Source organism: Pseudomonas sp. 2995-1, assembly GCF_002742505.1.
In the GTDB taxonomy this organism is placed as follows: domain Bacteria; phylum Pseudomonadota; class Gammaproteobacteria; order Pseudomonadales; family Pseudomonadaceae; genus Aquipseudomonas; species Aquipseudomonas sivasensis.
In genome coordinates this window covers 1-201 of the sequence record NZ_LJSA01000632.1, presented here as the reverse complement: position 1 = coordinate 201, position 201 = coordinate 1, and the positions used below count along the sequence as shown (strand labels likewise).

1 protein-coding gene is annotated in these 201 nt (G+C 57.2%); it reads left to right on the top strand.

The window, feature by feature from the left end:
• Positions 1-201: hypothetical protein (locus tag AOA61_RS32040; RefSeq protein WP_218197422.1), on the top strand; the 201-nt coding region annotated here is incomplete at both ends.

Below are 201 nucleotides of genomic sequence, written 5' to 3'. Positions count from 1 at the left end.
AGGCGTACTGCTGCGAAATCTTCTGGTACTCACCACTGGCACGAATGCCGTCGATGGCCGTGTTCAATTCGCTGACCAGCGTGGTGAGCAGGCTCTTTGTCTTGAGCAGGCCTTATGTGGTGAACAGGATTTTGTAGTGAGCGGGCTTGCCCCGCGCTGGGTGGCGAAGCCGCCCCAAATTCAGACGCCTCAGTTCCAACT